This window comes from Chryseobacterium sp. AG844, assembly GCF_003182335.1.
In the GTDB taxonomy this organism is placed as follows: Bacteria; Bacteroidota; Bacteroidia; order Flavobacteriales; family Weeksellaceae; genus Chryseobacterium; species Chryseobacterium cupriresistens.
Genome location: NZ_QGTV01000017.1, coordinates 1 through 24,625 on the forward strand (window position 1 = coordinate 1; position 24,625 = coordinate 24,625).

Annotated in this window: 19 protein-coding genes; 10 read left to right on the forward strand and 9 right to left on the reverse strand. The window is 36.6% G+C overall.

Translation table 11 applies throughout. The annotated features are described in order from the left end of the window. Window positions 1-226 precede the first annotated feature (226 nt). From DEU40_RS15735 to DEU40_RS15745, 3 genes are all read right to left on the reverse strand, one after another. The gene (locus DEU40_RS15735) at window positions 227-2,284 is read right to left on the reverse strand and encodes a M13 family metallopeptidase (RefSeq protein WP_110010726.1); all 2,058 of its coding nucleotides are present in this window, start codon (window positions 2,282-2,284) and stop codon (window positions 227-229) included. Window positions 2,285-2,463: 179 nt separating this feature from the next. Further along, the gene (locus DEU40_RS15740; protein WP_110010727.1) at window positions 2,464-5,862 is read right to left on the reverse strand and encodes a polysaccharide deacetylase family protein; all 3,399 of its coding nucleotides are present in this window, start codon (window positions 5,860-5,862) and stop codon (window positions 2,464-2,466) included. An 87-nt stretch (window positions 5,863-5,949) separates the two neighbouring features. Beyond that, complete coding sequence (locus DEU40_RS15745) at window positions 5,950-7,200, reverse strand: CinA family nicotinamide mononucleotide deamidase-related protein (protein WP_110010728.1); 1,251 nt, start codon at window positions 7,198-7,200, stop codon at window positions 5,950-5,952. Between the two features lie 114 nt (window positions 7,201-7,314). Between DEU40_RS15745 and DEU40_RS15750 the strand changes: the two genes are divergently transcribed. Further along, window positions 7,315-7,788 (forward strand): hypothetical protein, encoded by a 474-nt coding sequence (locus DEU40_RS15750; RefSeq protein ID WP_110010729.1) that lies wholly within the window; start codon window positions 7,315-7,317, stop codon window positions 7,786-7,788. Window positions 7,789-7,867: 79 nt separating this feature from the next. Here the strand turns inward: DEU40_RS15750 and DEU40_RS15755 are convergent, their stop codons facing one another. Together DEU40_RS15755 and DEU40_RS15760 are read right to left on the reverse strand one after the other, a co-directional pair. Then, window positions 7,868-8,410, reverse strand: a complete 543-nt coding sequence (locus DEU40_RS15755) for a lipocalin family protein (protein ID WP_110010730.1) — start codon at window positions 8,408-8,410, stop codon at window positions 7,868-7,870. A gap of 72 nt (window positions 8,411-8,482) precedes the next feature. Beyond that, entirely contained in the window at window positions 8,483-9,217 is a 735-nt protein-coding gene (locus tag DEU40_RS15760; protein WP_110010731.1) for a LytR/AlgR family response regulator transcription factor, read from the reverse strand. 669 nt (window positions 9,218-9,886) lie between these two features. Between DEU40_RS15760 and DEU40_RS15770 the strand changes: the two genes are divergently transcribed. From DEU40_RS15770 to DEU40_RS15790, 5 genes are all read left to right on the forward strand, one after another. Beyond that, on the forward strand, window positions 9,887-10,141 hold the full coding sequence (locus DEU40_RS15770; protein ID WP_110010733.1) for a hypothetical protein: 255 nt from the start codon (window positions 9,887-9,889) through the stop codon (window positions 10,139-10,141). Between the two features lie 249 nt (window positions 10,142-10,390). After that, complete coding sequence (locus DEU40_RS15775; protein WP_110010734.1) at window positions 10,391-11,698, forward strand: radical SAM/SPASM domain-containing protein; 1,308 nt, start codon at window positions 10,391-10,393, stop codon at window positions 11,696-11,698. Further along, on the forward strand, window positions 11,688-13,874 hold the full coding sequence (locus tag DEU40_RS15780) for a peptidase domain-containing ABC transporter (protein WP_110010735.1): 2,187 nt from the start codon (window positions 11,688-11,690) through the stop codon (window positions 13,872-13,874). Before DEU40_RS15775 ends, DEU40_RS15780 begins: the two co-directional genes overlap by 11 nt. A gap of 10 nt (window positions 13,875-13,884) precedes the next feature. Continuing rightward, complete coding sequence (locus tag DEU40_RS15785; protein WP_110010736.1) at window positions 13,885-14,238, forward strand: WG repeat-containing protein; 354 nt, start codon at window positions 13,885-13,887, stop codon at window positions 14,236-14,238. 10 nt (window positions 14,239-14,248) lie between these two features. After that, window positions 14,249-15,073 (forward strand): GLPGLI family protein, encoded by an 825-nt coding sequence (locus DEU40_RS15790; RefSeq protein WP_110010737.1) that lies wholly within the window; start codon window positions 14,249-14,251, stop codon window positions 15,071-15,073. A gap of 70 nt (window positions 15,074-15,143) precedes the next feature. Here the strand turns inward: DEU40_RS15790 and DEU40_RS15795 are convergent, their stop codons facing one another. Beyond that, entirely contained in the window at window positions 15,144-16,937 is a 1,794-nt protein-coding gene (locus DEU40_RS15795) for a histidine kinase (RefSeq protein ID WP_110010738.1), read from the reverse strand. Between the two features lie 138 nt (window positions 16,938-17,075). Here DEU40_RS15795 and DEU40_RS15800 point away from each other — a divergent pair, with 138 nt between their 5' ends. Next, complete coding sequence (locus DEU40_RS15800; RefSeq protein WP_110010739.1) at window positions 17,076-17,750, forward strand: SIMPL domain-containing protein; 675 nt, start codon at window positions 17,076-17,078, stop codon at window positions 17,748-17,750. Between the two features lie 342 nt (window positions 17,751-18,092). Continuing rightward, window positions 18,093-19,283: a VWA domain-containing protein gene (locus DEU40_RS15805; RefSeq protein WP_110010740.1), complete on the forward strand. Its 1,191-nt coding sequence runs from the start codon at window positions 18,093-18,095 to the stop codon at window positions 19,281-19,283. A 141-nt stretch (window positions 19,284-19,424) separates the two neighbouring features. Here DEU40_RS15805 and DEU40_RS15810 read toward each other — a convergent pair whose 3' ends face one another. Further along, the gene (locus tag DEU40_RS15810) at window positions 19,425-20,630 is read right to left on the reverse strand and encodes an NAD(P)/FAD-dependent oxidoreductase (protein ID WP_110010741.1); all 1,206 of its coding nucleotides are present in this window, start codon (window positions 20,628-20,630) and stop codon (window positions 19,425-19,427) included. Window positions 20,631-20,744: 114 nt separating this feature from the next. Here DEU40_RS15810 and DEU40_RS15815 point away from each other — a divergent pair, with 114 nt between their 5' ends. Further along, a complete protein-coding gene (locus DEU40_RS15815) occupies window positions 20,745-21,125 on the forward strand; it encodes an STAS/SEC14 domain-containing protein (RefSeq protein ID WP_110010742.1) in 381 nt (126 codons plus the stop codon). A 71-nt stretch (window positions 21,126-21,196) separates the two neighbouring features. Here DEU40_RS15815 and DEU40_RS15820 read toward each other — a convergent pair whose 3' ends face one another. Continuing rightward, window positions 21,197-22,396, reverse strand: a complete 1,200-nt coding sequence (locus DEU40_RS15820) for an MFS transporter (protein WP_110010826.1) — start codon at window positions 22,394-22,396, stop codon at window positions 21,197-21,199. 183 nt (window positions 22,397-22,579) lie between these two features. Here DEU40_RS15820 and DEU40_RS15825 point away from each other — a divergent pair, with 183 nt between their 5' ends. Further along, a complete protein-coding gene (locus DEU40_RS15825; RefSeq protein WP_110010743.1) occupies window positions 22,580-23,473 on the forward strand; it encodes an AraC family transcriptional regulator in 894 nt (297 codons plus the stop codon). Window positions 23,474-23,688: 215 nt separating this feature from the next. Here the strand turns inward: DEU40_RS15825 and lipA are convergent, their stop codons facing one another. Continuing rightward, window positions 23,689-24,555, reverse strand: a complete 867-nt coding sequence (gene lipA, locus DEU40_RS15830; RefSeq protein ID WP_110010744.1) for a lipoyl synthase — start codon at window positions 24,553-24,555, stop codon at window positions 23,689-23,691. Window positions 24,556-24,625 lie beyond the last annotated feature (70 nt).

Consider the following 24,625-nt stretch of genomic DNA (forward strand, 5'->3'; position numbering starts at 1 on the left):
TACAACCCTGTGGATTGGACTCAAATGTTTTAAAGATATAGCCAAAGCTTACAAAATCTTTAAAGATCTGTCCACACGATAGTCCGTAGGAGGGGAATGATGGAAGCCGTTATTGTAAAAATTGTTCCCTTCGATTCCTTCTCACAATGCCTATTACCTATTATCTGCAACCTATCACCTGCTACCTAAAAAAACAAAACCGCTCATTGCTGAGCGGTTGTTATTGTTACCAGATTTTGATTCTGTCTTCCGGAGCTTTGTATAATTTGTCTCCTTTTTTCACATCAAATGCTTTATAGAAAGCGTCAACGTTGATTAGCGGACCGAAGCTTCTGAAGTATCCAGGAGAATGCGGATCAGTTTTCACCTGATTCACCATATATTTCTCACTTGATAATGTTCTCCAAACGGTTGCCCAGCTTAGGAAGAATCTCTGATCCTGAGTAAATCCGCTGATTTTCCCTGGGTTTCCTTTGTCTTTTAAATACATCTGAAGAGCGTCATAAGCGATGTTTACACCTCCTAAGTCAGCGATATTTTCACCGTTTGTGAAAGTACCGTTTACAAAAGTTCCTTTTACAGGCTCATATTTGTCATACTGAGAAGCAAGGGCTTTTGTTGCTTTTTCGAAGTTCGCTTTATCTTCCGGAGTCCACCAGTCTACTAAGTTACCATCGGCATCGAACTGTGCACCTGAATCATCAAATCCATGGCTCATTTCGTGACCGATAACCGCACCGATACCTCCGAAGTTTACAGCAGCATCAGCTTTAGGGTTAAAGAATGGCGGCTGAAGGATGGCAGCAGGGAATACAATCTCGTTATTTACCGGGTTGTAATATGCATTTACAGTCTGCGGAGTCATTCCCCATTCTGTTTTATCCACCGGCTTGCCAATTTTAGCTAAATCTTTGTTGTATTGCCATTCCGTAATGTTCTGAAGATTCTGATATAGGTTTCCTCCTTTAGCTTCAGAAACGATATTTAATTTTGAATAGTCTTTCCATTTATCCGGATAAGCAACTTTTACAGTGAACTTGTTCAGTTTCTGCATTGCTTTTTCCTTAGTGGTAGAAGACATCCATGCTAAGTTATTGATATGAACTGCGAAACTCTTCTTTAAATAGTCAATCAGTTCTACCATCTGAGCTTTTGCTTCAGCTGGGAAATATTTCTCAACATACAGTTTTCCGAAAGCTTCTCCCAAAGTACCGTTGATCAATTCAAATCCTCTCTTATTAAGAGCTCTCTGTTCCTGCTGACCTCTAAGGTATTTGCCATAGAAAGCAAACTTCATATTTCCTAAGTTTTCGCTTAAGTAAGAAGCACTTCCGTGGATCATGTGGAATTTAAGATAATCTTTGATCACAGGAAGGTCCTGAGCATTGATCAATTTATCAAAATTCTTGTAGAATCCCAATTCGCTGATAATGACCTTATCCGTATTTACACCTACTTTTTTAAGGTAACCAGGGATGTCTACTCCTTTTACCAACGCTGAAAGTTCAGCCATTGTTTTAGGATTGTACTGAAGCGTGTTGTCACGGCTCTGTTCATTTGTCAGATAGGTATTTGCGACACTTTTTTCAAAGTTTACAATACCTTTTGCAGCCTCATCAGCATTTTTATATCCTAATTCTTTTAGCATTGAAGCTACATATTTCTGATATTCAGCAATAGCTTCTGTATTTTTTTCATTTACTTTCTGATAGTAGTCTCTTCCTAAACCTAAAGTGGCATTTCCTAAATAAACAGCATTCATTTTAGAATCTTTAAGATCTGCATCGACTCCCCATCCGTAAAGAATGTTCTCACCTTCTTTCGTTACAGAAGTAAGGTAGTTCTGAAGATCAGCCATATTTTTAATAGCATCAATCTTATTCAGATTTTCCTGGATCGGTTTGATTCCGTCTGCATTTCTTTTCTCCATGTTCATGTATGTAGCATACAGATCCTGGATCTTTTTCCCTTCACTTCCGTCAGCAAATTTATCTTTCAGAAGAGAGTTCAGGATGGTCATGGAATTGTTATCCGTATCCTCCGCCAGTTTGTTGAAGCTTCCCCAGGTTGGTTTGTCAGATGGAATTTTGGCTGTTTTCATCCATGTTCCACTCACATAGTTGTAAAAGTCATCCTGAGGACGTACAGAAGTGTCCATCAGGCTAAGGTCTAGGCCTTTATCTGTGTTATTCACTGCTACTTTAGCAGCTTTTGCTTGTGCGCTCATAGTCGTCTGAGTACAGATCCCTGCTATTAAAAACAAAGAAAGCGTTATTTTTTTCATTATGATAACAATTTATAGAATATGTATGATTTATTTTGAATTTGTTACTTTTTATAAAAACAAATTTAAATAAATAACATGAAAGCTTCCTAAGTGTGAAGTTGGGAGCAGGAAACCGGAAGTGATGAAAATCCTGAACTTCCAGCCTCATTCTTCCAGCTTCCAGCCTTTATTAGTTATCATGAAGTTGCTATCTCCTGTACATTTCCGGTTCTTTTCAGAACTCCCCAGGACTGCATTTCGCCTTTCAGTGCTTTTCTTAAACTTTTAAATAATACAATATACATCAGCCATCTGTACCCGAATCTCTGTGGAATGATATACAGCAGATTGGCTAATTTTTCCCGCTGCATGATGAATGCCACTAAAGCCAGGGAAGCATCTACCAAAAGGAAGATCAGATAATAGGTAAATATTTTGTCTCCGTTTCCGGAAAGAATTCCAAAGAACATTATCACATCTGACATCGGCGAGAAAAATGGTATGATATATTGGAATAATAAAATATTCGGCATTGCCCAAAGTCCCAATCCTTTATATCTGGGGTTAAGGAAAGTATGTCTCTGTTTCCAGAACATCTGCATGATTCCGTAGGTCCATCGGAAACGCTGTTTTAAAAACTGATTGGCGGTTTCCGGAGCTTCTGTGACGGCAATTGCTCTGTTTTCGTTCGCAACAGTATATCCGGCCTTTAATATTTTCACCGTAATATCACAATCTTCTGCCAGAGTATCGGATGAATAGCCTCCCGTTCCAATAACCACTGCTCTTTTAAATGCCCCGATAGCACCCGGAATTACAGTAATGGCATTAATGTGAGCATACGCCAGTCTGTCGAAATTCTGACTTGTTGTATATTCTATAGCCTGCCATTTGGTGAGCCAGTTGACTCTGTTTCCGACTTTTACATTTCCTGCTACTGCAGCAATCTTTTCTTCAGGATCTGAATTTAAAAATCTTGCAATAAGATATTTTACGGCATCCTGCTGCAGTTTGGTATCGGCATCAATACATACTACGTATTCGGCATCGGTCTGAGCTATTCCGAAATTTAAAGCAGTTGCTTTTCCACCGTTTCTTTTGGTGAAAATTTTCAGCTTCGGATGATCAGGAAATGCCGCTTTTGCTTTTTCATAAGTAGAATCTTTACTGCCGTCATCTACCATAATGATATCAAAGTTGGGATAAGTCTGTTTCAATAAGTTCTGCAGGGAAAACACAATATTCACTTCTTCATTATAAGCAGGAACAATAATGGAAACTTTCGGATAAGATTTCAGAGCCGGAAACTCACCCAGTTTTCTTTCTTTGTTTCTTTCTTTAAAAGCCCAGTACGCCATCAGCAATAACCTGATCAATCCTAATACAATAAAAATAGTAAATAATGCCACGAGAAAATGACTTACTCCATAGATAACGGTAGCCAAAACAAGGTTCAGCTGCATGATGTAATATGACTTCGTTTTAGGCACTTCAGGCATCAGTTCGCTTCTGCTTTTGTGTAAGATATTGGTCAGGTTCGTAAAATGATAGCCCTGTTTCTGAAGCGTCGGAATCAGAATCTTTAAAGCTTTTACCGTTTCTTCTCTGGTATCTCCTCCTGCATCGTGAAGAAGAATGATGTTCCCTCGCTCCTGTTTGACGCCGGCTAATACCCGTTTTACAATTTCATCTGCTTTTATTCCCGGCTGCCAGTCTTCAGGATCTATATTTTCTCCAATATCAAGATAATTCTGCTGTCTGGCCAAAGCTACCGGAATAATCTCTTCCGAAGTGGTAGGTTCAGAGTCAGCGTTGTATGGTGCTCTGAACAGGATTGTACTGTGTCCCGTCACACACTCTATGAGCAAACGGGTAAGTTTCATTTCAAGCAAAGCTCTTTCCGGACTTACTTTTGCGACATTTTCATGCGTAAAGGTGTGATTTCCTATTTCATGTCCTTCTCTATAAATTCTTTTAACAAGCGGAAGGTTCTTTTCTGCATTTAATCCTACCAGAAAGAAAGCTGCCGGAACATGATATCTGGACAATACATCCAAAACCTGTGGCGTATAGGTTTCATCCGGACCATCATCAAAAGTAAGCACGAGTTCTTTCTGAGGAGCACTGCCATATTTCTTCACTTCATAAGAACTTGGATAGGTAACATAGTTTTCGTCTGTGATAATTTTCTCTTTAGGATCAACTTCCAATGTAATTTTTCCGTCATGAGGCGTATTCAGGACATCCAGCACTTCCCCGTCTCCAATGTAATCCACCATGGTCTGCCCTTTTACATTTTCCAATGTTTTTAAGTTCAGTTTGGATAGCCCTGCAAACGTAAGATCTTTATCATAGAAGTTCCATACTCTGCTGTCTTCACTTCCCAGTCTCCAGAGTGCAGTTCCTGCCAAAGGATATTCGGAGGAGAAACGCATTGTATTGAAGATAGAAGCTGCATCATTGAAAAATACAGTGTGGGTAAGATTTTTGGAATCCGTGTAAGAATAATTTAAATTAAACGTATTGTCATTAAAATCTATAACTGCTTTACTGGCACTGGCTTTCGTAATTGCCTGCATGTAAGTAACAGAAGTATTGTCATCCGGATTGGAGCTCCAGTCATAGCCATAAGCTCCAAGGCCCAGAATTATTTTTTGCGGGGAGGTTTGTTTTACAATTTTTCCTGTCTGCTGTTCAATCCATTTCTGAGAAGACACCGGACCGGCATCGCTTCCGGCAGAGTATTCATCATAGGCCATCAGCACAAAATAATCTACATAAGGATTCAGTCCTGGAATGTTGTAATCATCATTGTCCGTCATGATATCCATGGTAACCAGTAACTGATTTTTTTTGAAAGTCTCTGAAAGCTCTTTCATAAAAGCAATCAGATTTTCATCAGAATTCAGGTTCATATCTTCAAAGTCAATATTAATTCCTTTGAAGTGATATTTTTTACATTGCTGAGTGATTTTTTGGATCAGACGGGTTCTTTTCTGAGGATCATTAAGAACTTTTGCCAGCCCTTCTGAACGGAATTCCTTGTCGAAGTTATTACTCAGCATCGGCATGGCAGCCACACCTGTTCTCTTGATCACTTTGTAGCCTTCCGGATCCACATTGGTTTTCAGATCTCCGGTTTTAGGATCAAGGAAAAACCATTCCGGGAAAACAAGATTCACGTGTCTGATATTTCTTTTCAGAGACATCAGAGACTGAGGATCCCAGGCTACATAAAATGCAGAACGGATCCCTCCCGGAAACTGAGCCCAGTTTCTGTTCTGATTTTTATATCTTTCTGCTCTTGCTTTCTCAATTTTGTCGAGATTGGTGTGAATTGTTTTTTCAGAAATAAAGCTTCTGAAACCTTTATATTCTTTAGAAATTTTATTCTCCTGAAGGTAAGGCTTATTGGCTGTAATTACTGCTTTATAATCTTCTTTAAAAGGAATTTTAGGACTTTTGTCCAGAGTCATCATCAGACCTAAAGCAAGAAGAAGCAGTACTCCTATAAAAATAAAGACACGGCTTCCCCATTGCACACTTTTCCAGCGTTTTTTGCTACTGGTCTGAAAAATCTGTTTGGAATTTTCCACGATTTTGAAATTTATTGAATGGCAGTCAAAAAGCGTGAAAAACTGTATAAAAATTAATTAAAAAAAAATTAAAAAATAATTCCCTATCTAGCTGTTTACAAGCAGGCTTACCACATCCTGAATCACTTTTTGGGAGACAAAATTCATAAAATCTACCCTTTCCAGATGCGGCATGTATAATTTTGAGGTTACTTCCTGATCATTGATTCTGATCGTATAGTAAACTGTTCCAACATCCTTACCGTCTTCTCCTTTCCCCGGACCCGCAACACCGGTTGTAGAAAGGGAAATATGAGTCTCGAACAATTCCTGACAGCCTTTTGCCATTTCCTGGGCCACCTGCTCACTTACAACCGTAAACTGTTCTACGGTCTTTTCAGAAACATTTAAAATTTTAATCTTTTTCTCTGTGGCATAGGCAACCACTCCACCCAGGAAATATTTCGAGCTGCCGGAAACTGAAGTAATCATTTTTGCCAGTTCACCTCCGGTACAACTCTCTGCTGTGGAGATCGTCATGTTTCTTTCGGTAAGCATTTCTGCCATAATATTTTCAATTTTATCCTCAGATACTGCAATGACATGACCCTCTACCAAAGGAAGCAATTTCTGGATTTCTTCTTCTGTTATTTGCTTCAACTGCTCTTCGTTATCACCGGAAGCAGTCAGACGAAGCTTTACACGGGTTCCCACCGGAAGATAAGACAGTGCAATATTTCCCGGAAGTGCCAGTTCCCAGTCTTCAATTTTATCAGCCAGGATACTTTCAGGAATTCCGACCACAGAAACAATCCGTGTATGGATATAATGAAGACTGAATCTTTGCTGTAAATAAGGAATAATCTGATCTTTAATAAGCGGTTTCACCTCATAGGGAACACCCGGAAGGCTGTAGCACAATTTTCCGTCCTGTTCCATCATCATACATGGTGCCGTTCCGTAATGGTTCTGAAAAACGATGGATTTGGTAGGGACAAATGCCTGTTCGCGGTTTCTTTCGAGAATGTCTGCTCTTCCACGCCGTTCCATATAGCCTTTCAAATGATTGAATGTCACCTCATCCAAAGCAATTTCATCATCAAAATATTCAGCCAGGGCCTTTTTGGTTTTATCATCACGGGTTGGCCCGAGGCCTCCTGTTGTAATGACTAAATCGCCGGTTTCAAAGGCGGTGTTCAATGCATTTTTAATGGTTTCAATTTCGTCTGAGATCGTAAGAATCTGAATGACTTTTATTCCTATATTTTTAAGTTCAGCAGCAATAAAATTAGAATTGGTATCTACCGTATTTCCGGAAAGGATTTCATCACCGATAGTAATCAGAACAGCTTTTTCCATATATTTTTTTGTTGAAAAAAATTCTATGCAAATGACGGAAAATTCTGTGGCAGCGGCAATATAAATTGATTTTTTCTATTTTTGAAGAAATTATTTAAAACTACAATACAAATTATGTCTAAATATGATGATGCTTCATGGCATTATGGCGGTGATTTTCCGGAAGGCCTTCCTCAGAAAAACGGGGCTACCCACACGGGAATGTTCCTGAACTGGTGTATCCATAACGATCTGATCTCTGATGAACTGAAGGAAGATGGTGAAGAGGAAATAGAAAAAGTAAAGCGAAGAGAAATAACCGGTGCTGAATTCATTATGGATTCCTGCGACGGAAAATTCTCAGAATATGACCTGAATGAACTGGGAAATCTTTTTGCAAAGGATTATTATGCTGATGATACCGATTTTGGAAACAGATACAGCTCATTCGCTGATGATTACGTGAATATTTTTGATGCTAAAGCAGAAGAAAATGACTATGAATATGAAACTTTCTATCACATTGAGGATACCTATGAAAATTATGATCTGATGAAACAGGTGATAGATCACCGTTTTGAAGAATGGAAAGAATATATTAACAGCTAATAGATAAAAGGGCAAAATTGTACATAATATACTTATCTGCATTTTTGCCCTTCCACTATTTTGCGATTTGGATTATTCTTTACTGATTATGTCTTACCCAGATCAGCTCATCGGTATTATAGCCGATTTTTTTTGCTTTCTGGAGGAAACGCTGACGGATACTTTCCGGAATGCTGGTGGTACGGGAAAGGATCCACAGATATTTTAAACTGCTTCCTGCCACAAGAGCATATTGATAGTCTTCATCAATATCTATAACGTTGTAACCGGCCCAGATCGGCTTAAAAAATGAAACTTTCAAACGGGCTTCTGCAGGATCTTTTACAAATTTTGCTTCCCCGATAGATTCATTCCATACTTTTTTAGTGTAATCATAGCCTTTATTTCTTACCTGAATGGTACCATCCGGATTCTCTGTATACTCTGCAGTAACATTGTCCATGTTTTTCTCGAACCTGTAATCGAAACGGGCGATCTCATACCACTTGCCCAGATATTTTTTAAGATTAAAATTCTTTACCGCAGATGCTCCCCTGGGAATTCTTACAGAACAGGAATTGAAAATAATAAGCCCCAGTGCTCCCAATGAAACGGGAAGTATAATTTTATGAATGGTTTTCATGACAGGAATATTTTGGTGGTTATGATAGAACGTCAAAAATAATGCCTTTGGTCTGTTAAGGCCCCATAAATTCTATGAAAATACTTTCAGGAAATTATCTTTAAAGCTTCCTGAAACCTCTATTTCCGTATCATCCGCCAGCATCACGGTTCCGCTTTTATGATAGGATTTTACAAAACCTGTATTAATGATATGAGACCTGTGAACCCTGACAAACGGGTTTTCCAGAAGATCATCAAAATGCTTCAGAAAACGGCACACCATCTTCTTTGAACCATCGGTAAGATATACCTGAGTAAAATTTCCATCCGCCTGAAGTCTTACAATATCTTCTGTTTTTACAACGTCAAACCCCTGTAAAGTTGGCAAAATCAACTGCTGTTTTTCAGGTTTTAATTTCAGATTCTCAAGAAGGATTTTATTGCGGTTGAGCTCTTCTTTTTTCTCAAGGCTTTCCGCTACTTTATTTACTGCCAGAATCAGTTCCTGAATATCGATAGGTTTTAAAATATAATAGCTTGCTGATTTATTTAAAGCCTGTAATGAATATTGTGAAAATGCGGTAATAAAAATAGTTTCGTATGAGAAATCTTTGGTTGCTTCCAGCACGTCAAAAGCATTTCCGAAAGGCATTTCTACATCCAGGAAGACCAGTTGAGGCTGCTTTTCAGCAATTAACGGAACTGCTTCTTTGATATTTTCAGCTTCACCCAGAATTTCCACCTGCGGACAGTATTTGGTAAGATAGCTTCGTAAAACTTCTCTTGCTATAAGTTCATCGTCAACAATGACAGCTTTTATTTTCATTTGAACAGATTTTAGGTGGCAGGTAATAGGTTGCTCTTGCAAATTAGGAATATTTCATTAACCTTACAATGTTAAATTTAACAGCGTTTTTCAAAGTACTTAACGATAAAGACAATAATTTTTAAAATGGTAACATCATTTTCAGATAAGATGAGCATCTCCCGGTAGGTAATATAAGACTTTGAGCTTCAAGTTATATTGTTATTTATTTTTGATAATTCTCAACAAGGTGATCGTTTATTTAAAATCAATACAAATTAAGACTCCTGAAAGTGAATAATACTTTTTTTCCTATTTTAGCAATAAGAATTACTATAATCACAATATTTAAAACCAATTACTATGAAAAATACAAAATTCTCAAACTTTATCGAAAGATTAGAGCGTAATTTAACAGATAATAGTCAAGAATCACTAATTCTAACTAATTTTTCTGAGCAAAGCCAAGGAGGCTTCATTGGTGTAAACGACAGCAGATGCGTCAACGGAAGTACCGCATGTAACGGATCTATTAATGATTCCAGATGTTCTAACGGAAACTGTGACAATTCTATCAACGGAAGAAAGTGTACCGTATTAACCCCTTCAACAGGTATATTATAGCAAAACTTAATAACTAAAAAAATTATAGTAATTCTTACTTTTTTAAACACTCAAAACTAATTTAACATGGAAAAATCTAAATTTTTAAAAATAATTGAAGAAAAGATGATTTCTAGTGACAGTGAATCTCTTTATTTATCCAAAGTCAATGAAGATTTAATGGCCGGAGATTTTATAGTGGTCAACGGCAGCCAATGCGTCAATGGCAGTTCTGCCTGTCAGGGATCTATTAATGAGTCCCGCTGTTCCAACGGAAATTGTGACAATTCCAGCAATGGTAGAAAATGTACAGTGCTGACCCCATCAACCGGAATTTTATAAGAATCAAAAAAACTAATATACCAGCTCAAGAAACTCTTCAGGTTTCTTAGAGTTTATTAAAAATACACCAAAGACAGGAGTTTTTAAAGCTGGTTTATTCATGGTAAATAAAGCGGCAGAAGTCACTGTGATTCTGATAGCAGTATCAGGTGTACCAATATTTCTTAGCAATGTGATAATAGCATCAATGGCTCAAAATGCATCACATTAAATCCAAAACCAAGTACAATAATAATATAAAGAGAAATTATGTATAAATTCAGTAAATATAATTCCATCATTCCTTTAAGTGATACTATTTCAGCAGTATATAACTCAAAAGAGGATAAATGTATTGTCATCAAAAGAGATTTAGAAGGCTACTTTAAACTCCCCAGCCTTGATTTGGAGAAAAATCATCCATCCATTTACCAAAATTTACTAGATATCAATGCCATTGTTGATTATGATCGCGATGAACTTCAGGAAGTGATTCAGAGAAGTAAAGAGGTAGATAATTCTGATAAAACCTACCGCCTTATTATTAACCCAACAATGAACTGTAATTTCAAATGCTGGTATTGCTATGAATCTCATATTGTGGGTTCCAAGATGAGTAATGAAGGAGTGGGTAAGATTATCAAGTTTATTGATAAGACTTTGGAAAAAAACAAAAACCTCAATTCATTTGACCTTTCCTTTTTCGGTGGAGAACCTTTGATGTATTACAGCAAGGTTACCGAACCTATCATCAACCATTACCGAACCAAATATGAAGATTATTCTCATATCAACTTTACTATTTCTTTCACGACCAATGCCTATCTTCTTAATGACAGAATGGTTAATCATCTGACTTATGAAAATGACAATAAATTTTTCCAGATTACCTTAGACGGAGGAAGAGAAGAGCATAACAAAGTAAGAGTTGCTCAAAAAGAAGAAGGTTCTTATGATAAAATTATTGATTCTATAAAAAGATTACTCAGAGAAAAAATAAGTGTTCTTATAAGAATTAATTATACCGCTGAAAATATTGACTCAACAAAGGAAATTGTCAATGATCTTATCGATCTGAATGAAGAAGACAGAAGCTATCTGAGCATCAGTTTCCATCAGGTATGGCAGGACATCGAAGTAAATAATATTGATGATAAGGTAAAAGAAGTAATGGAACTTTATCAAAAACACAATCTTATTCCTAAAGGAGAAGAAACAGAACTTTTAGAAGGCCTTACCAATCCTTGCTATGCCGATAAAAAGAACGAAGCGGTTATCAATTATAACGGTGATGTTTACAAATGTACTGCAAGAGATTTTACGAAAGAAAATAAGTATGGTGAACTGAATGATGAAGGAGAAATTGAATGGAATGAAAAAATTCTTACTTGGGAGGAGTTAAAAATTCAATCTAAAGCTTGCCAAAACTGCAGAATCCTTCCATTATGTGGAGGTGGATGCCACCAGATTAATTTGGAAGCAAAAGGACTGGATAAGTGCCAAATGGGCTATGATAATGAGAAAAAAGACGAAGTAATCATGAACCGTCTGGAAAAGCTATTCTTCCATGAAGCATAAAATAAAATTCACACATCAACTTGAAGCTAATGACTGCGGACCCGCATGTCTTCAAATGATTTGTGCATTCTATGGAAAAAAATATACTTTAAGAGAAATTAAAAAAAACCTTAAGGTTTCAAAACTTGGAATTTCTATCAAAGACCTCCGCCTTTTCCTTAAAAATAACGGATTCAACTGCGCTACTGTAAACATTACCTTGGAGGACATTTATGAGATGCCCCTTCCTTCAATTTTGTATCTAAAACACGGGCACTTCATTATTCTTGAAAATATCAGAAAAAGAGTAATTGATATTATAGATCCGGGATTTGGAAGAGTAAGTCTCTCTTTGGAAGACTTCAGTGAAAAATGGTTAAATGGATCAGAAGGAATTGCAATAGTATTTGAACCTTCAGAAGACTTTGAAAATATAGAACTCATCAACAACAAAAAGGAAAAACAAAAAAATCCAATTATTGCCAATGTTAAAAGGATTTTAAAAAAAAACAGGAAAAAATTCTATTTATCTGTTTTTCTTACTCTTGTTACGCTAGCTGCCAACTGGGCAATGCCTCTTCTGCTGAAAGAAAATATAGACAAAGGTATTCTGTCAAAAGATATGCATATTGTCATAAAATTACTTTTGCTGCAGTTTGTTTTTGCAGTCAGTTTTTTGCTTTCTCAAAGTCTTTCCGAAGTCATCAATACCAAAATAAGTCTTGAACTAAATATTGACTTCAATAAATTATATTTTCTAAAAATTCTGAAACTTCCTATAAGCTATCATGATTCAAAATTTAAATCTGATCTTATTGAAGGACTAAGCGACCAGCATAAAATAAATTATTTCATCACTTATAGTTTGATAGGGGTAGTTACCAGCGTACTGAATATCATTGTCTTTTCGCTGCTTCTGATATATCAGAATTATAAGATATTTTTAGTTTTTGTATTGTTCAGTATCATTTCCTTTGTTTATATCCTTTTGTTTTTTAAAAAGAAAAAACAGATCGATTATTCATTATTTGCCCTGGAGTCAGCAAACAGAAATACAATCTATGAGCTGATTATGGGAATTACCGATATAAAGATAAACAGTGCGGAAAGATCAAGACTTTCCAACTGGATAAATTCTGAAAATAAGCTGAAAACCTTAAAAACCAAGCTGGCCTATATCAATTTTTATATGAACGACGGTCACTTATTCATATCGAAAATAAGAGATATCAGTCTTATAGGCTATACATCATATCTTGTTATAGAATCTCAGATTACTTTAGGTCTGATGATGATGGTCAGTTATATATTGGGACAGCTTTCTGCTCCATTGCAGCAATTAACGGATTACACTCAAAATTTTCAAAATACCAAACTGGCTCATGACAGGCTTACCGATATTTACAATAAAGAAAACGAGATCAAGGAAAATGTAAGCTATCATAGTATTGGTTCTGTAGATCACATCACCTTGAAGAAAGTCAATTTCAAATATGATATCAACTCAGAGCTTGAAGTTCTTAAGAATATTAACCTTACCATTAAAAAAAATACAACTACTGCTATTGTAGGAGAAAGCGGAAGCGGAAAATCAACTTTACTGAAATTATTGTTGGGGTTCTACTACCCTACCAGCGGAGATATTTTTATTGAAAACAATAACATTAAAGATGTTAATATCAAGGACTGGCGACAAATATGCGGTGCTATTCTTCAGGAAGGATATATTTTCAGTGGAACAATTCTTGAAAATATAACCATGTCTACCGAAAACCCAGATATAAACAGGTTAAATCTTGCCCTTAAGATTGCAGAGCTTTATGAAAAAGTAGAAAGCCTGCCTATGAAATACTATACTAAAATAGGTGAGATAGGAATCTCACTGAGCGGAGGTGAAAAACAACGGCTACTTATCGCCAGAGCCATTTATAAAGATCCCGATTTTATATTTTTTGATGAAGCAACTTCCTCACTGGATTCTATTAATGAAAATAAAATCATTTCTAATCTGAATACTTATCTTAAAAACAGAACCTCTGTAATCATTGCACACAGGCTTAGTACGATTAAAAATGCGGATCAGATCATTGTATTGAAAAATGGCGAGATTGCAGAAATAGGAACCCATGAAGAACTTCTCTTCAAGGAGTCTGAATATTCAAAATTAATATCCTACCAATTACAATTAACAACTTAAACAAAGTATTATGAAATTTAAAATTATTACGCTTCTATGCTTCACTTTATTTAACCTTTCTTTTTCACAAGTAAAGTTATCCAAAAGAGACGATATCAGTAAAATAAACAAAAACTGGAGACTTGCAAAAACCGTTTCCGGAACCTATGGAATCATGGATAAAGGAGGGAAAATTATTATTCAGCCAATCTATTCAAAAATTAATAACTTCGGAGAGTATTCTGAAGACCTCGCTTTGGTAAAAAATATATCAGGATCATACGGATTTATAAATAGTTCTGGAACTGAGATTATTCCTCCTCAATATGAACTAAACTACATTAAAAACTATTTTTCTTCATTATATAAAAAATACGTCAAGTAAATATTGGAACATGAAAATCGCCCAACTCATATTCATTTTAAGTGCAATCTTTATTCATTCGCAAACTCACAGGTATATTTATGAACTGAATTATAAGCCGGATGCTAAGGAAAATAATTACAAAAAACAATTCATGGTACTTGACATTAATCCTGATCATGTAAAGTATTATGATTATAAGTTTTTGGAAAAAGATTCTTTAAATCAACTATATCACTCCCAGGATAAGACATGGACTACCCAAATACCTGTCAGCAGAAAAAAGAATTCTGAGAAAAACCTCAACTATGTACTGGTAGGAGATAATATCTATTCCTACACTACAGATGATCATATTCAATGGAATCTTGAAAAACAAACAAAAAAGGAAAATGGTTTGAATGTCCAAAAAGCTACTGCAAAATTTGGAGGACGGGAATGGGTAGCATGGTTTGCCAAGGATATTCCATTCAATCAGGGGCCTTACAAGTTCCAGGGACTTCCGGGACTTATTGTGGAAATTAAGGATACCCAAGATAATTTCATATTCAAACTTGTTAAAAATATTAACCTGAAATCAACCTATGATACCTCTAATGTTTTAGAAGTAAGATATGGAGACAGACCCATTCCTACTGATGAAAAAACGGTGATAAAAAAGGCACTGGAATATTTCAATAATCCTTTAAATGATATCAAACAAGAGTTTAGCAATAATAGAATCTCCTCTTTCGAATATAATGGGGTAAAATATAAACCTGAAGAACTAACAAAGCTTATAAAAGAAGAGCAGGAATACATTCTTCAATATTATAACCCAATAGAATTAGATAAATCTTTCCCTTATAACAGATAAACTCAATAGCTATAACAATTAAAGATTATTTTTAAAACCTCAATTATTGATACATTCCGTTATTGAAATTTTATATCAGATTCATAGCCATAATGACTAGAACTCCTTTACCGTTCTCTTTATCTTTTACAGAACATTGAATGTCTTTTTTATACAGATCGTTCAGGAGCTGAATTCTTTCCAGTGTATTTTTCATTCCCCTGCCCTCTCTTGTTTTCTGATGTTCTGTTTTTTGCTTTTTACTTTCTTCAATCCCTATTCCGTTGTCTTCAATAAGGATTTTAAGATGCGATTCACTTTTTTCAAAGCTTAATGTTAAAAATCCTTTTTCGGTTCTGTAACGGAGTCCGTGCCAGACAGCATTTTCCAGAAACGGCTGTATCAGCATTCCCGGAACCTGAAGGTTTTGCATATTCAGATTTTCATCTACTTCAATTTCGTAATCGAATTTATCTGCAAAACGGGTCTTTTCAAGCGCCAGATAATTTTGCAAAAGGTCAAGCTCCTGCTGAAAAGGAATAAAATCTTCGGTAGAATTTTCCATTACACCGCGCATCAGCTTCGAAAATTTTGTAAGATACTGATTCGCTTCAAGCTCATTATTGGTGGCTATAAAATGGTTGACACTATTTAAACTGTTAAAAATAAAATGGGGATTCATCTCTCTTCGCAGCGACTGAAGAGCTATTTTTTTATTTTTAGTCTGAACTTTTTTCAGCATTCTGAAAATGAAAATAATGAGTCCGGTAAGTACAATCAACGCTCCGATCAGACTGTAATTAAAGACGTTTTTCTTTCTGATCAGTTCATCTTTCAACTCTTTTTCTTTTTCCAGCTGTGAAATTCTCTGTTCTGTATCTTCCAGAATTTTATTATCAACCAGACTTCTGTCTTTGGAAACGAGATTGGGAAGTTTTCCCAAAAAGTCTCTGTATAACTGAACGGAGGCATCAATATTTCCTGAGATCGCATAAAGGCTGTCCAGCTTTTTTACACTTTTCTGTGCTTCCAGTGTATGACCTTTGTCCAATGCAATTCCGTAGGCATTTTTTAAAAGATCTACGGCTTCCTCAGGATCATTTTTTTTAATATAGATATCTGCCAGTTCCTGAATCTGATTGACTTTTTCCTGCGAGTTTTCTTTTACAAAGTCTTCTTTCAAAACTTTCTTCTTGGCTTCAATAGCTTTTTCGAAGTTTTTGTTTTCAACATACAGGTCTGCCAGCTTCTGATTGATGGCAAGAGCCTGTTGAGGAGCTTCTTTTTTAGAAATTTTGTAGGCTGTATTCAGGTTTTCTTCAGCACTGGAAACATCTTTCTGTTTCAGGTTAACATCTGCCAACTGGCTGTAGCTTTCTGCAAGGTCTCCCTGATCATTTTCCTTTTTAGTCAGATTGATATTATTCTGAATCGCTTCTGCTTTCAGTTCGGGGGTAGGAGAAGAAAGTCTTGCCGCATCATTAGAATTCACAGCTTTACTTTTTTCGCTGTAACTTACCTGTGCTGCCATGCTGTAATTACTGATGGCAGGAGTTATTTTATTCTGCTTCTCCTGTGACTGGGCTAATCTTCGGGTTGCTTTCTCGATATTGGGCTTATCATTGAGTTTTTCATACAGTTTTTTCGCTTTTGTATAGTACTCTTCACTTTTGGGAAAGTTTCCGCTATTGAAAAATGTTTCACCGATGTTATAATAAGAATCTGCCTGGGCAGGTTCGTTTTTGGTGTCCATTGCTCTTTTCAGCTTCTTTGTTTCTACCTGCACTTCTTCCACAGCAGCACTGTTGTTAGTAGTGGTTTGGGAAAAGATTGTATTTCCCGAAAGCACCAGTAAGAATAGAGTAAAGAATTTAAGCATTTTCATAAAACAAAGATATACATATATATAGTCTGCTCAAAAACTATTCACCAAGTGAAAGTTCCATTTCACCAAGTCTCCCGGATTTCGGTTACTGATCTGTGTAATTTTACATCAGAATTAAAAATTTAAAAACAGGAAATTATGAAATTGAAACATTTTTTATTAATCGGAATTTTAACTCTTGGTAGTTTTATAAACGCTCAGGAAGTAAAGAAAAATGCAATTGAAGTAACAGGAGTGGCAGAAATGGAAGTAGAACCGGATGAAATTATCTTCAGTATCGGGATAAAAGCTGATAATAAAAACGATCTGGCAGATAATGAAAAGAAATTATTTGATATTTTGAAAAATGCAGGGGTAAAGAACGAGGATATCAAATTCAAATCCATGTATCAGAATATTTACTCTAAAACCGCTAAGTTTTCCAAAAATTATCACTTTAAAGCCGGTACAAAATCAAACCTCAACAAAATCTTTGAAGACCTGAATCAAAAGTGGGTAAGCAGCCTGAATATTGCGGAGGTAAAGAATACCAAAATTGCAGATTTCAGAAAAGCAGTGAAGATCAACGCTTTGAAAGCAGCCAAAGAGAAAGCAGACTACTTACTGGAAAGTATGGGTAAAAAGACAGGAAATGCCCTTGAAATTGTAGAGATAGAAGATTACACCAGCGATATGATTATGCCGGCAGCCTACAAAGGAAGAGCAAGCAATATCCAGTTGGAAATGGCTGATGCTCCGGTAGATTTTTCTTTTGATAACATTGAAAACATCAAGCTGAAATACAGCATTAAAACAAAATACGAAATCCTTTAAAATAACGGATGTAAGAAAGCTGCCTTTTGGGCAGTTTTTTTGTTTTTTACTATTGGGTTATTGCGTTTTTGACCGAAGAAAAATACCTGCCGATCTATTAAAGTTTTTCGAATGGTAAAGGCTTCGACTCCGCTCAGCCTGACAGTATTGAAATGACACATTAGATTCTTACGATCACATATAATCAGATCCTTCCGTTTTTATCATCCACCAAGTGAAACCTTCCGTTCACCAAGTTTCCCGATTTCCAGCCTTAAATAAAGATAATTTTACTTCAGGAATTTAAAATAATAGGATTTAAAAATTTCCGATTACAACAAATAACCAATAAAAAACAACAATATGACAATGTTAAAAATCTTAGCACTTGCAGCCGGTACAGCTTTGTTAAGCTCCGGAAACATTCAGGAAAACCGCTCTGCAAATAGTAATACTGACAATCATTTACCGGTACAAAAAATGGCATTGATTCCGGTAACCTCAACGGTAAAAGACAATAAAATTCAGGTTGCTCTTCTTCTTGATACTTCCAATAGTATGGACGGATTGATTGATCAGGCAAAATCCAGACTGTGGAATATTGTGAATACAGTTACCACTCTTAAGTACAACGGAAAGGCTCCCGATATCGAAATTGCCCTTTATGAATATGGCAACGACGGAATCCGTGATGAAAATTACATCCGCCAGGTAACTCCTCTCACTCAGGATCTGGATCTTGTTTCTGAAAAATTATTTGCCTTAAGAACAAATGGAGGCAGTGAATATTGCGGTGCAGTGATCCGTGATGCCTCTGCCAACCTCAATTGGGATGGGAATGAAAAAAGTATGAAACTGATTTATATTGCCGGTAACGAAGCATTTGATCAGGGAAAAATAAATTATAAAGAGGTTGTTTCAAAAGCAAAAGCTAAAAATATTTACACCAACACCATTTTCTGTGGAAGCCGCGAAGAGGGAATCCAGACATTCTGGCAAAACGGAGCATCCCTTGGAGGAGGAAAATATTTCAATATAGACAGCGACAGAAAAGTGATGTATATTGAAACCCCTTACGACAAAAGAATTTCCGAATGCAATGCCAGGTTAAATGATACTTATATCTACTACGGAAATCATGGCTCAGAATACAGGCTTAAACAGATCACACAGGATAAAAATGCAGAAGCCCAATCGGCATCCAACCTGGTGGAAAGAACAGTTGCCAAATCCAAAAAGAACGCTTACAAAAATGATCACTGGGATCTGGTAGATAAAGCTGAAAAAGATGCCGGATTTATTGCGACAGTAAAAGAAAGCGAACTTCCTGCAGAGTTGAAAGGAAAAAGTAAGGAAGAAATTCAAAAAGCGATTGCTGCCAAATCAGCAGCTCGCGATACAATTCAAAAGGAAATAGAAGAACTCTCCAAAAAACGCCAGACTTATATTGATTCCGAAATGAAAAAAAGAGGAAATGATGATTCTGATGATTTAGGAAAAGCCATTGAGAGTTCTATTGTTGAACTTGCTAAAAAGAACGGGTATAGCTTATAGTTGAACAGGCAGTCTTTTTGTGACTGCCTGCTTTTTTAAACCACCCTGTCAAAAATTCTTTGAATTTTTGACACCACTCCACAGGAAGGGAATTGAGCATAACAATTGGAGTATTTGTCATGTAAAACAAAGCATGAAAATTTACCTTCCAAATTTAAAATACCTTGATAAAGGATGCTTTTTGCCTTTCATAAACAAAGAAGCCATTTCCATTCCTGCTACCGAAAAAGTAATTCCGTTTCCTCCGAACCCCAACACAAAGTAAGAATTTTTAAATTTTTTATGCTCGCTGATATAGGGTAAGCCGTCTTTTGTTTCCCCAAAAGTTCCAGCCCAGACAAAGTCTGTATAGAAATGATAATCGGGTTTTATTTTCTTTAAATTTTTAAGAATTTCTTTTTCTTTTTTATACAATATAGCATCACGTTTTTCGGCATCATAAAAGTCTTTGTCTCCTCCTCCAATGAGAAGTCTTCCGTCATCGGTAGTCCGCATATAGAGATAAGGAGTATCGGTATTCCATACTAATGTGCTGCTGATGTTTTTGAACTTGTCTTTATCAATTTCAGAAACGGCCGCGTAGGTACTTTTCAGGTTGACAAAGTTTTCTTTGATCAGGTTTTTACTTTCATAACCTATACAGTAGATCATTTTTTTTGCTTTGATCTGATATCCGCTGTCTGTGGTAACCAGATTAAATCCTTTATGCTCCTCCACTTTTACCATTTCAGTTTTATCAAATACCTTCAATCCTTTCTTTACATTATGCATGAAAAGCTCATGAGCGAATTGAAAAGCATCAATGCTTGCACCTTGTTTTGATAAGATTCCGCCATACGTATTTTCAAATCCGAACTGTTTCAGAACACGATCTGAAGACAGCCACTTTACTTCAAATCCGGCAGCCTTTCTCGCCTCATATTCTTTTGTCAGCCATTCCAGATCTTTCTTTTTCGAGACATAATACAATGATTTTTTGCGTTTGAAACCTGCTTTGGATCTGATGGTTTTTGTGATTTTTTCCAGGGTATCAATAGCATCACTACAGGCTTTATAGCTTAAGACCGCACCTTTTTTTCCTATCTGATCTATCAGCTCATACAGAGGAACATCTATTTCGTACTGTAACATTGAAGTGGTGGCGGAGGTACTTCCGTTGCAAAGTTCGCGTTTATCAATCAGGATGGTTTTGTACCCGTCTTTTATCATCTGATGAGCAATCAGGCTTCCTGTAATCCCACCTCCTACAACGAGAACATCACATTCTTCATTTGATTTTAACGATGGATAAGATGCTAACAATCCGTTTTTTAGAAGCCAGAAAGGTTCATTTGATTTGAGATTCATATTAATATTTTACACTGAAACTAACAACATTTATACCTTTTTTAACAATTTTCTACTAAATTATGGTGTAATTATTGTTATTCTTTTAAACTGAACCACCATAAAATATTTATTATGATAACAATTATTCCAGAAGCCCCGGAGAATGTTGCGGCATTCAATGCGACGGGTGAAGTAACGAAAGAGGATTTTGAAAAACTGGTAATTCCGCGTGTAAAAGAGAAGGTAGAGCAGTTCGGTGAGCTGAATTATTTATTGTATTTGGATACCGATCTGGATAATTTTACCATGGGTGCATGGCTTGAAGATTTATTGTTGGGACTGAAAAATCTTACCAACTGGAACCGCTCAGCCATTGTTACGGATAAAGAAGGGATACGGAATTTCACCAGTGTTTTCAGTGTTCTGATGCCGGGAGAGTTCAAATCTTTCCCCAAAGAAAATTTATACAATGCCCTCTACTGGTGTAAAAACGGAGATGAGGTAGAGGCATAACATTTATTTGATAAAGAATCGCCTGTTTCAGTAAGAAACAGGCGATGTTATTTTTAACTGTGACTTCTTTTTTATTTATCACATGATACACATTCTGCAGCTATTTCTTCTTTCTCAGTTTTTGAACCATACAGATACATATATCTTACACTTATAACCAGTCCGATAAAGGTCATCCCTACTCCCACCAACGATGGATAGTTGAATGAATACCCATATTCCAAAGGAATTCCTCCAAGGAAAGCTCCCATTGCATTGGCAATATTGAAACCGGCCTGCATAAAAGCTGCGGCCATCATTTCACTTTTCGGGGCAGCTTTTATCATCATAATATTGATGGGTGATGCGATAGACATGGATAGCGCACCGCACATGAACGTCAGTACCAAAGCAATATTTTTATATTCAGCAAGTAAGAAAACACCTCCGAGAGAAATCATCATCAGGAAAATCAGCAATACACAGGTTTTTTCAGGTCCCAGCTTATCTGAAACAATACCTCCCACCAGGTTTCCAACTACCATTCCGGCCCCGGCAAGTACCATTACATAAGCCATCTGGCTGCTTTTGATCCCGGCAACAACAGTCATTAAAGGAGTAATATAGCTCAGCCATGTGAAGAGTCCTCCAAATCCAATGGCTGTAATAGCCAATACCAGCCACGACTGTTTATTTTTAAGGAATTTCAGTTCTTCCATGAAATGGGTATTCTGGTTGGATTCCAGATTGGGAAGCCACATTTTTAAAAATAAAATAGCAAAAAGACCAATCACTGCTACAATCGCAAAGTACAGTCTCCAATGGAAGGTATGCCCGATATAGGTGACCAGAGGCACCATTGCGAGATTGGCAACCGTAAGCCCTGTAAACATCATTGATATATAAAATGCTTCTTTTCCCTTTCCTGCCATTCTTGAAGCCACTACTGTTCCTACACCGAAGAAGGCTCCATGCGGAAGTCCGGACATAAAACGGATAACCAGCATACTGTTATATCCCGGTGCAATAGCCGAAAGCGCATTAAATAATGTAAAAAGGATCATAAAAGCCATCAGGACTTTTTTCGGAGGGAATTTTACAGAATATCCAATCAGGATTGGAGCTCCGATAACCACGCCCATGGCATATGCTGAAATCAAATGTCCGGCTTGCGGAATCGTAATCTGTAATGTTTTGGCAATATCCGGCAGCAGTCCCATGACGGTAAATTCCGTAGTTCCTATCCCTAAACCACCAATTGCCAGTGGTATTATTCTTTTATCAATCTTCATTGTCTCTAAATCTTTTTCTGAATTAATTTCGTTCAAGTTAAAGGATCACCTGAGTATCTTTATTTTGAAAGTGCAAAAATCGCAAGAAAGTTTGAATTTCACTCCTACTTGAATGATAAAAATTTGCTCCATATTAACCTTTTTAATTAATTTTAAATTCAGAAACAATCAAATAAGAACAAAATGAAGATCCAGAAAGAAATTATTGAGTTTGAAAAAGGGAAATCCTTCAAGCTATTTTCTCCTTCTCTGAAAAACTGTTTTTTCTGGCATTATCATCCGGAAATTGAGCTGGTATATGTAGAAGCTGTGAACGGAATCCGCCACGTTGGAAAAAACATTTCCGGCTTTACAGACAGTGATCTTTTACTGATTGGTTCCAACGTTCCTCATCTTAATTTTGACTATGGTATTCAGACCGAATGCAGGCAGCTTGTATTGCAGATGCGGGAAAGCTTCCTTCAGGACATTATTCTTCCTGTTCCGGAATTTGAGAATATTAAGAACCTTTTGGAACGGTCCTATCTCGGACTTTCATTTTCCGGAGAAACCAAAATTACAGTTGTTGAAAAACTACAGGCTATTAAAGATAAAAACTCTTTTGAATCCTTAGTTGGGCTGATTGAAATTCTGCAAATCCTGGCCCATACCGCCGAAGTGAAAGAACTGAATAAGGAAGATACCCGGATCAAATGGTTTTTAAATGATAAGATCAGAATGGGAACCATCTACGACTATATCCACGAAAATTATGACCGGAAGCCCAATGTCAATGAAGTGGCCCAGGTTGTCAGCTTGAGTACTCCTGCTTTCTGCCGGTATTTTAAAAAGCAGACGAATATGACGTTTACTGATTTTGTTAACAATTACAGGATCAATCAGGCTAAAATATTCCTGCTGAAAGATCAGTCTGTGACAGAAGTTTGTTTTCAGGTAGGTTTTGAAAGTCTTTCATATTTTAATAAACTGTTTAAGCAGCATACGGGAGAAACGCCTTCGGAGTTTAAGAAAAAACATTTCAGACCTATTGAAATTAATGGGAAGATTGGAGTGATTAAGAAGGATACGACTTGTTAAGTAGGCTTTGTTGAGTATTGTAGGAACCACCCCGGCAAAAATTCTTTGAATTTTTGCCACCCCTCCAAAGGATGGGAATGATGACAGTCGTTATTGTAACGATTGCCGCCTTCATTAGTAACTACTAAAACCTGCAGCCTATCACCTGTAATCTGCTACCTGCTACCTGTTACCTAAAAAAACAAAAAACCGCTCATTGCTGAACGGTCTGTATTTTAGTGAATATGTTTTTCTGCATGGTAAGAACTTCTTACAAGAGGAGAACTTTCAACATGTCTGAAACCTAAGCTTCTTGCAAAATCCCCAAACTCATCAAATTCTTCAGGTGTGATAAATTTCTTTACCGGAAGGTGTTTTTTAGTCGGCTGCAGATATTGTCCAAGGGTGATGACATCTACATTGGCATTTCTGATATCTTCAATGGTCTGGAAAACCTCATCTTTAGTTTCTCCCAGTCCAAGCATTACTCCTGTTTTGGTTCTTCTTTGTCCGGCTTCTTTCAGATATCTTAATACATCAAGACTTCTTTCATATTTTGCCTGGATTCTTACTTCTCTGGTCAGACGTTTTACGGTTTCCATGTTGTGAGAGATTACTTCAGGAGCAACTTCTACTAATCTGTCAAGGTGTTTTGTGATACCCTGAAAGTCAGGAATCAATGTTTCCATTGTGGTTCCCGGAGAAATTCTTCTTACGGCATTCACTGTTTCTCCCCAAAGAATAGATCCCATATCTTTCAGATCATCGCGGTCTACAGAAGTAAGCACGGCATGTTTGATCTTCATTAACTTGATGGATCTTGCTACTTTTTCAGGCTCATCCCAGTTTACATCAAGGGGTTTTCCTGTTTTTACACCACAGAATCCACAGCTTCTCGTACAGATATTTCCTAAAATCATGAAAGTAGCTGTACCTTCACCCCAACATTCTCCCATGTTCGGGCAGCTTCCGCTTTGGCAAATGGTGTTTAATTTATATTTATCAACCAAAGTTCTCAGCTCTCTGTAATTCTTTCCGGTAGGAAGTTTTACGCGGATCCATTTTGGTTTTTGAACGGTAGTGTCTTGAACTGAATTTTCCATTTCTAAAATTGAAGTTCAAAGTTAAGGATTTTTTAATGGAAACCATCAACCGGATATATTGATGAAACTG